General features: G+C 38.9%; 9 protein-coding genes. 6 read left to right on the forward strand and 3 right to left on the reverse strand.

The genetic code is table 11. The features are described 5' to 3' along the window. Window positions 1–117 precede the first annotated feature (117 nt). The 6 genes from IEU71_RS09370 to IEU71_RS09395 all read left to right on the forward strand — a co-directional run bounded on the left by IEU71_RS09370 (window position 118) and on the right by IEU71_RS09395 (window position 5,899). Window positions 118–570 carry a GNAT family N-acetyltransferase gene (locus tag IEU71_RS09370; protein ID WP_036067112.1) on the forward strand — a complete coding sequence of 151 codons (453 nt, stop codon included), beginning with the start codon at window positions 118–120 and terminating at the stop codon, window positions 568–570. 112 nt (window positions 571–682) lie between these two features. Next, on the forward strand, window positions 683–1,600 hold the full coding sequence (locus tag IEU71_RS09375) for an EamA family transporter (protein WP_004914842.1): 918 nt from the start codon (window positions 683–685) through the stop codon (window positions 1,598–1,600). A gap of 161 nt (window positions 1,601–1,761) precedes the next feature. Next, on the forward strand, window positions 1,762–2,046 hold the full coding sequence (gene groES / locus IEU71_RS09380) for a co-chaperone GroES (RefSeq protein WP_004914841.1): 285 nt from the start codon (window positions 1,762–1,764) through the stop codon (window positions 2,044–2,046). A 28-nt stretch (window positions 2,047–2,074) separates the two neighbouring features. Then, window positions 2,075–3,691 carry a chaperonin GroEL gene (gene groL, locus IEU71_RS09385; protein ID WP_004914840.1) on the forward strand — a complete coding sequence of 539 codons (1,617 nt, stop codon included), beginning with the start codon at window positions 2,075–2,077 and terminating at the stop codon, window positions 3,689–3,691. Window positions 3,692–3,815: 124 nt separating this feature from the next. After that, on the forward strand, window positions 3,816–4,331 hold the full coding sequence (locus tag IEU71_RS09390) for a PadR family transcriptional regulator (RefSeq protein ID WP_004914839.1): 516 nt from the start codon (window positions 3,816–3,818) through the stop codon (window positions 4,329–4,331). After that, entirely contained in the window at window positions 4,331–5,899 is a 1,569-nt protein-coding gene (locus IEU71_RS09395; protein WP_004914837.1) for an MFS transporter, read from the forward strand. The genes IEU71_RS09390 and IEU71_RS09395 overlap by 1 nt, the downstream gene beginning before the upstream one ends. A 143-nt stretch (window positions 5,900–6,042) precedes the next feature. Here the strand turns inward: IEU71_RS09395 and IEU71_RS10220 are convergent, their stop codons facing one another. The 3 genes from IEU71_RS10220 to IEU71_RS09405 are packed head-to-tail and all read right to left on the reverse strand — an operon-like array spanning window position 6,043 to window position 8,212. After that, window positions 6,043–6,246: a hypothetical protein gene (locus IEU71_RS10220; protein ID WP_004914836.1), complete on the reverse strand. Its 204-nt coding sequence runs from the start codon at window positions 6,244–6,246 to the stop codon at window positions 6,043–6,045. 18 nt (window positions 6,247–6,264) lie between these two features. Beyond that, window positions 6,265–6,846 (reverse strand): DUF2785 domain-containing protein, encoded by a 582-nt coding sequence (locus tag IEU71_RS09400; protein WP_004914833.1) that lies wholly within the window; start codon window positions 6,844–6,846, stop codon window positions 6,265–6,267. Between the two features lie 28 nt (window positions 6,847–6,874). Continuing rightward, the gene (locus IEU71_RS09405; RefSeq protein WP_004914831.1) at window positions 6,875–8,212 is read right to left on the reverse strand and encodes a C1 family peptidase; all 1,338 of its coding nucleotides are present in this window, start codon (window positions 8,210–8,212) and stop codon (window positions 6,875–6,877) included. Between the last annotated feature and the right edge of the window lie 193 nt (window positions 8,213–8,405).

Below are 8,405 nucleotides of genomic sequence, written 5' to 3' on the forward strand. Positions count from 1 at the left end.
TTGTGGTAACACCATTAAAGACCTTGATGGGTTTTTCTGTCCACTTAAATGTTCAACTTAAATTTTACAATCTGCCTTTTTATAAATATGCTAAGATGTTTAATGAGGAAAAATATTATGAAATCCGAAATCACATTTTTGACTAATGAGGACATCGCACGAGCAACAGCGTTATATATTGACGTATTTTCGAAGGCGCCTTGGTGTGAGCAGAATGACTATGATGATATTTTTCGTTACATCACCCGCCTTTTAGAAATGAATACCAATCGATGCTATGTTTATAAAAAATCTGACCACATCATAGCTTTGGCACTGGGATATGTGAAACCTTGGCATTTGGGTGTTGAATACCAGTTGGATAATTTTTTTGTTGATGCGAACTATCAAGGACAAGGCGTTGGAACTGAATTACTCGCTTCAATCAAAAATGATTTGATAAAAAATGATATTCCTGCCATTATTTTAGAGACAGAAATGCATACGCCAGCTGAAAAGTTTTACAGGCGTAATGGATTTGAGGGACTAGCGCAGCAACGTTCATTGGCATTAACTTGTCGATTAATTTAATAGCTACTGAATCAAGATACAAATTTTTGACTTCGATGATGTAATCTTAATAAAAATTGTGATAATATAAAATCACGTGTGAATTTTTTAATTTAGAGATTGAGGTCACTATATGTCATCTTTTAAAAGTATAATTTGTGGTATTATTAGTGCAACTTTGTTTGGCATTAGTGGTATACTGGCCAGTATTTTATTTCGTCAAGAGGCCGTGGCGCCAGAATGGCTGGTAGGCGTGAGAATGCTGTGTGCAGGGGCGATTTTTCTTTGTGTGCTGACCTTATTTACTAAAGAGGCTGTTTTTTCGGTTTGGCAACATACATATACAGCACTTTTGGTCGTTTTGTTTGGTCTTTTTGGTGTGTTGCTGGCGCAATCAAGTTTCTTTTTGTCGGTTTATTATGGGGATTCAGCCACTGCAACGGTCTTTCTATCGTTAGGACCAGCAATTATTGTTGTGTTGATGAGTATATATAGTAAACGTTGGCCATCACGTCTTGAGTTTGTTGCGATTATTTTGGCATTATTGGGTGTCTTCTTGTTAGTAACTAATGGTGACATTAACCATCTGAAAATCAATCCAAGAGCACTTTATTGGGGTGTTATTTCAGCATTTGGTTTGGTGGGGTATACCTTGATCCCAAAACCGCTGTTACATCAAACGCCACCTTTAGTGATTGTGGGTTGGGGATTATTAATAGGTGGACTGGTCGCTAATCTCATACATCCAGTGTGGCGTATTGCGAGTGGTGTTGACTTGCAAGATATCTGGATTGTTATCGCAATTGTCATATTTGGGACGTTGATACCGTATGCGTTGTATGTCATGAGTTTAGCTGGATTAAAGCCATCGTCTGCTAGTTTGCTAGGGACCATTGAACCTTTGGTAGCAACGACCTTATCGGTGACATTGCTAGGGACACGCTTGAGAGGGTTTCAACTAATTGGCATTTTACTTATTTTGTCAACAATTTTGTTGATTAGTTTACCGCTGAAAAAAATTTTTACAAATAGAATAATGACTCGTGGGTGACGTGATGACCGACGAGTTTTTTATTTAAAAATAGAGGCTGAATTTTGATATTTTGAATCAAAAAATGTTGACATTTGTGACCAGCGTGATATACTTATAGTTGTATTTAGCACTCACATATAAAGAGTGCTAAAATGAAAAAATCTCGGAGGTATGAATCCATGTTGAAGCCATTAGGTGATCGTGTGATTATTGAAGTAACGGAAGCTGCAGAACAAACTGTCGGTGGGATTGTGTTGGCAAGTAATGCCAAAGACAAGCCTGTTACTGGTAAAGTTGTAGCTGCGGGAACGGGTTATGTCTTGAATGATGGCACAATTCGTGATTTGACAGTTAAAGTAGGCGATGAAGTCTTGTTTGATAAGTATGCAGGGCAAGAAGTGTCATTTGAAGGGCAAGATTATTTGTCACTCCATGAAAAAGACATTGTTGCAATCGTTGAATAATAATCAAATCAAAGGAGATAGTTAAATCATGGCTAAAGAATTAAAGTTTTCAGAAGACGCACGTTCTAAGATGAAGGCCGGCGTTGATAAGTTAGCTGATACAGTTAAAACAACAATTGGACCTAAAGGTCGCAATGTGGTCTTAGAGCAATCTTATGGTGCACCAACCATTACTAACGATGGTGTGACAATCGCTAAGGCAATTGAATTAGAAGATCACTTTGAAAATATGGGTGCTAAGTTAGTTGCTGAAGTTGCTTCAAAAACTAACGACATCGCTGGTGATGGTACAACAACAGCCACAGTTTTGACGCAAGCTATTGTTGGCGAAGGCCTAAAAAACGTGACAGCAGGTGCTAATCCTGTTGGTATTCGTACTGGTATTGAAAAAGCAACGGCAGCAGCAGTTGCTAAGTTGCACGAAATGTCACATACCGTCAATACAAAAGATGAAATTGCTCAAATTGCGTCGATTTCAGCTGCTAATGAAGAAGTCGGTCATTTGATTGCTGAAGCGATGGACAAAGTTGGTAACGATGGTGTCATTACGATTGAAGAATCAAAGGGTATTGAAACAACATTGGATGTTGTTGAAGGTATGCAATTTGACCGTGGCTACATGTCACAATATATGGTCACTGATAATGATAAGATGGAAGCCAACTTGGACAATCCATATATCTTGATTACTGACAAGAAGATTAGCAATATTCAAGACATTTTACCAGTCCTACAAAGCGTTGTGGAACAAGGTCGTGCATTGTTGATTATTGCTGATGATATTACTGGTGAAGCATTGCCAACATTGGTTTTGAACAAGATGCGTGGTACATTCAATGTTGTAGCTGTTAAAGCACCTGGATTTGGTGACCGTCGTAAGGCACAGCTTGAAGATATTGCCATTTTGACTGGTGGTACAGTAATTACTGATGATCTTGGCCTGAACTTGAAAGATGTTACAATCGAACAACTTGGATCAGCTGCTAAGGTTAATGTTACTAAGGACAATACAACTATTGTTGAAGGTGCTGGCGATAAGCAAGCCACAGCAGAACGTGTAGCAACTTTGAAACAACAAATTTCAGAAACAACTTCTGACTTTGACCGTGAAAAGCTACAAGAACGTTTGGCAAAACTAGCTGGTGGTGTTGCCGTCATTAATGTTGGTGCAGCCACAGAAACTGAATTGAAAGAACGTAAGTATCGTATCGAAGATGCTTTGAATGCGACACGTGCTGCCGTTGAAGAAGGATTCGTTGCTGGTGGTGGTACGGCTTTGGTTAACGCAATCTCAGCTGTTGAGGCATTGTCTGAAACTGGTGATGTGCAAACTGGTATTAACACAGTGATTAAGGCGCTTGAATCACCAGTTCGCCAAATTGCTGAAAACGCTGGTTTGGAAGGCTCAGTCATTGTCAACAAGCTTAAAGATCAAAAAGAAGGCTTTGGTTACAATGCTGCTACTGACGAGTGGGTTGACATGATTGCTGCTGGTATCGTTGATCCAACCAAGGTGACGCGTTCAGCTTTGCAAAATGCCGCCTCAGTGTCAGCTTTGTTGCTAACGACTGAAGCAGTTGTTGCAGAACAACCTAAAGAAGAAGCACCTGCAATGCCACAAGGTGGTATGCCAGGTATGATGTAAGCATTTAATTAAGAATCAACCTATACTTAGGTTGATTCTTTTTATATGCAAATATAATTGACAAAAGTATCTAAAAGATATACTGTGTTTTAAGTATCTAAAAGATATAATAAAGGAGGGCATTATGTATGAATTATATATATTAGGTCAATTATTGTATGCTGATCATTCTGCATATAAATTACGATTTATACTGGAAAATATTTTAGGCGCAAACCGTAAAGTTAGCTTTGGGGTACTATATCCATTATTAGAAAAAATGGAAACCGCTGGCAAATTAATGATAATAGAAGACCCGCATAGCAGGAAAAAAATACACGTTACAGCAGTAGGACGTGATCGGTTTTTTGAGTTGATGCGTGAACCAGTGAAAAATAATGCACATATGGACGAAGTTTATTTATTTAAACTCACTAGTTTGTGCTTAGTTGATAGCAAATTGGCACAACAAATCATAGCTGCTTTTCGTGCAGAAAAACAAGCGCAACGTGACCGCTACACAGAAAATATTAGTCAATTAATGCTCAAGCACGCTGATGCATCCTTTTTCAAATCGGCTTTGCAAGCAAATAAATTGCAAGCGGCCTTAGCAAATACCTATTTAGATTATGTCGACATGATTGAAAGAGAGTTAGAATAATGCAAAATTCAGGACACGAAAAAACAAACCCTAAGCGCTGGTTAGCGTTAATTGCAATTTCACTTGGGGTGTTTATGGCTTTGATTGACACGACAGTTGTCAATGTTGCTTTACCTAGTATTCAAACCAGTTTGAATGCGTCATATTCAGATTTACAATGGGTTATTTCCTCATATACAATAGTTTTTTCAGTGCTATTGTTAATTTGGGCAAAATTAGGTGATTTATATGGTCGTAAATTGATGTTCATGGTTGGACTGGTCATTTTCACGATTGGTTCAGGACTTGACGCTGCATCAACGACCATTGGCATGTTACATATTTTCCGTGCGGTCCAAGCTATCGGAGGATCTGCACTCATGTCATTATCATTTGCTTTAATTGGCACAAGTTTTGATGGTAAAGAGCGTGGTATTGCTTTGGGCATTTTGAGTTCGATCATTGGCCTTTCAACTGCTTCGGGTCCACTGTTAGGTGGCTGGCTTGTTGATGCGTTTTCATGGCAATCTATTTTCACAATTAATTTACCGGTTGGTGTCGTAACAATAATTTTGGCATGGCTTTTTATTTCTAACAAACAGGCCCACCGTGCTAGTGGCCAAGTCGATTTTTTGGGTATGCTATTATCTGCTGGGACAATCTTTTCTTTGGTTTTTGGTTTAGTTCAAAAGGAAATGCACACTGATTGGGGTTGGGGTGAGCTTCAAGTGGCTGGCTACTTGGCTACTGCCGTTGTCTTGTTTGCATTGTTCATTTGGCGACAAAAAACTGCTAAAAATCCCATGATGGATTTGAGCATGTTCAAATCATCTTCATTTACAGGAGCAGTTATTATTGCCTTTTTCTTGGGTGCTGGTTTGTATGGCTTTTTTGCTTATCTTTCTACCTTTATGCAGAACTATGTCGGCTATACAGCTTGGCAAACTGGGTTGCGTCAAGCAACTATATCAGGTTTCTCACTGATTTTAGGACCAATCGCTGGTATGTTGACAAATCGTTTACGACATGGCTATATGCTGGCATTTTCAGCTTTCTTTATAGGGATTGGCTTGTTTACCTTGAGCGCATTGACGAGCGAGACAGCGACATTTGCTGATTTCTGGCCTGCATTTATTATTATTGGTATTGGAGGTGGCTCAATAAATCCGCCAATGACAACAGCGGCGATGTCGTCGGTCCAACCTTATCAAATGGGGATGGCTTCGGGAATGATTTCGACTTTCATGCAAGTTGGCGTTAGTTTTGGTGTGGTGTTCCAAGGATTGCGATTAGCCGATGGCTACCAATCGGGTTTGGCGCATCATTTTGTTACTTTAAGTCATGTACCCAGTGCTATCATTACGGCGTTACACAAAGTCTTGGTTGAGGCAGGTCCTTTTTCCGGACATGCGATTATTACTGGCAAGCGCATTTTAGCTACGCCTTATGCCCATGAATTAGAATTAGCAGTTCGACAAGCATTTGATTATGGTTTCATTAATGTCATTCGTCTGGATGCAATTCTGTTGATAATTGGTGGTGTGGTAGCTGCGGTTATGATTAAAACAGGTGGCAATCGTCCTTCATAAGAATCCAAAATAAAAACACGGCATACCGGAAGATAAACACCCGATATGTCGCGTTTTTTTATTTTAAAGATTGAAAAATGGTCATCGAAATTAACCAAAGTGGTTAGTTAAAAACAACACTATGTTTCTTTTTAAGACTAGCATTAAAGGTATCCAAAACGTTGATAATTGTTTTTAATGATGCGATTCACAGCTTCTGAAAGAGGGTGGTCAGAACTTTCCGTGATAAGCAATACAGACTGTAACTTAACCATGAACAGTGAAACATTACCATAAGCATCAAATTCATCTGCATTAATATGGTTTAAGTCGGTTAGCCATTCTGTCAACTCTTTATCAGTTATCAATTGGATATAACTCAAATGCTAAATGGGTATGACTAAACGCCCAGGTTCATCGGCTGTGAATAAAAATGGACGATGTAATACATTTTTAATTGCAGTCAATAATGCAATAATATCTTGGTGATTTAATGATTGAAAATTAAGGATTTCATCAATCAAATCAGCGCTGTGTGCAATACCATGAGCCCAGCCGTGTAAAGTTAAACCTCTGAAATCATGTTCTAATTGCAAATAAGAAATCGTTTGTTTAATAAGTTCACGTTCTTGTTGTTGAGACAAAAAGGGCGAGTTATTGTGGCGATAAGCTAACGCTGCCAAGAAGAGTGCCGTAAAACTTCTTTTGAAAATGGACTCATTGTCCTGAGAATTATCAATGTTGGTGAGTAAAAATCGATTACGCAACAAACGTTGTGTTACTTCTTGCTGTTGCTTTAATGTTAAGTTTCCAGCTGTTACTGCCTCTGCAAATAGGTTGTAATTTAACGTGTCTCGTAGTTCTGAATCTAGTGAGCCAATATTTGTAATCATCAGATCTAACAAATCATCTGAAATAGATTGGTCTTCAGATTGACGTAACCGTTCCAATTTTTCTTTTAGCGACATGCCAAATTTTCGCTCCTTAATCCAAATATTAAGCCAATGCACCCATTGGGTCCCAAGGGGCGAGCAATTTTGGCGTAGCGTTATCATAAATATCGACTAAGTCAGCGCCGAGGAATTCTTTTTTAACGACAACTTGATAGGCATACTCACTCATCCATTCGTCAGACATTGTGAAATATCCTTTTTTACCGGCTTTTTCACCCCATGAATTTTCGACTTTCCACTTGGTTGGTTGACCATTTTCGTCAAAATCAACACCGGTCAATACCATGGCGTGTGTCATTAAACTTTCGCCATAGTCAAGGCGTTGGGCCTTTGTCATCGTTGAATCAATGTCAAATAGCGCGTCAGTTGCAAAGACGCCGTCCGCCATCAAACCATTGTCGCGATCTACTTGTGGTCCCATATCAACACCAAACCAGACGCTTTGACCTGCCTTCAATTGTGCAATAGCAAGTGATTTCATTTTATCGATAGTCACGTTGAGATGTTTAACTTCTCGTCCACCCACAACATTGCCTAGCATATCAACATTATAAGTGGCATTAAATGGCTTGTCATCTGTGGGTGCATTAATAATTGAAACGTAATTGCTCAAATTCCAACCAACAAATTTATCAAAATATGTTTTTGGTGTCAAATCATGCTCGATGTGGAAGTTCTTTGATTCATCACGATATTCAAAGTCAAATTTGACTGGTGGTTCACCAAATGTAATTGACAGAACGCGGTAAACATTTGCTAACATTTTCTGACGTGTATTTGCAATTTCTTGCTCACCGGCGTGATTAGCTACTAGTTCACGCAAAATAACAGCATCGTGGCGCAGAAGTGTGTTGAATGTCGTGTTAAACTCTTTTGACGCAGAAGAAGCTTGCGACTCTGGATAAGCTGATTGTGGGACGACACCGTACTTGTCGATGATGGCAACAATCATATCCCATTGACCGCCATCTTGTTGTGGTGTGGCTAATAGAAAAGCGACGCGACGTGAATCTAGTGGCTCATTGGCAGTATTTAAAATATTCTCATAAAAGTAATTAGCTTTTTCAAATTTATCCCAGAAGAAAGTATAACTTTGAGACAATTGGAACTCGTCGCTGAGATGAAACATATCTTTCATATCATGACGCATAGTATTCAAAGCAGCGAACATCCAGCAACGACCAGATTGCTTTTGATTCGCTACTTTTCCTGTATCAAGGTCAATAGCGAAAGTTGGAACATTGGCATTAACAACTTCTTGATTGTAACTTGCATTGTTAATACCATTTTTGGTGACGGCACGGCGAACAACTGCATTTTGTGATGTTGCTGTTGCTTCACGGAATTGTGCAATTGATTGCGTTGTGATTTCTGAAGACATAATGAACTCCTTTTTAATAATAAGTCCAATATAGCGCTTTTTAAATCGCGCTTCAAGGGACGGTGTCAGCAATTTGTTGTGTGGTATGATAATTATCGAGGTAATTATACGATGACTTTTTCTACCAGAAGTCAAGTGTTTCAAGGCATTTAGCTTCTTTTTATGATGCTGCAATTGGTCATCAAGCACTACT

The sequence above is a fragment of the Leuconostoc falkenbergense genome, assembly GCF_014634805.1.
GTDB lineage: Bacteria > Bacillota > Bacilli > Lactobacillales > Lactobacillaceae > Leuconostoc > Leuconostoc falkenbergense.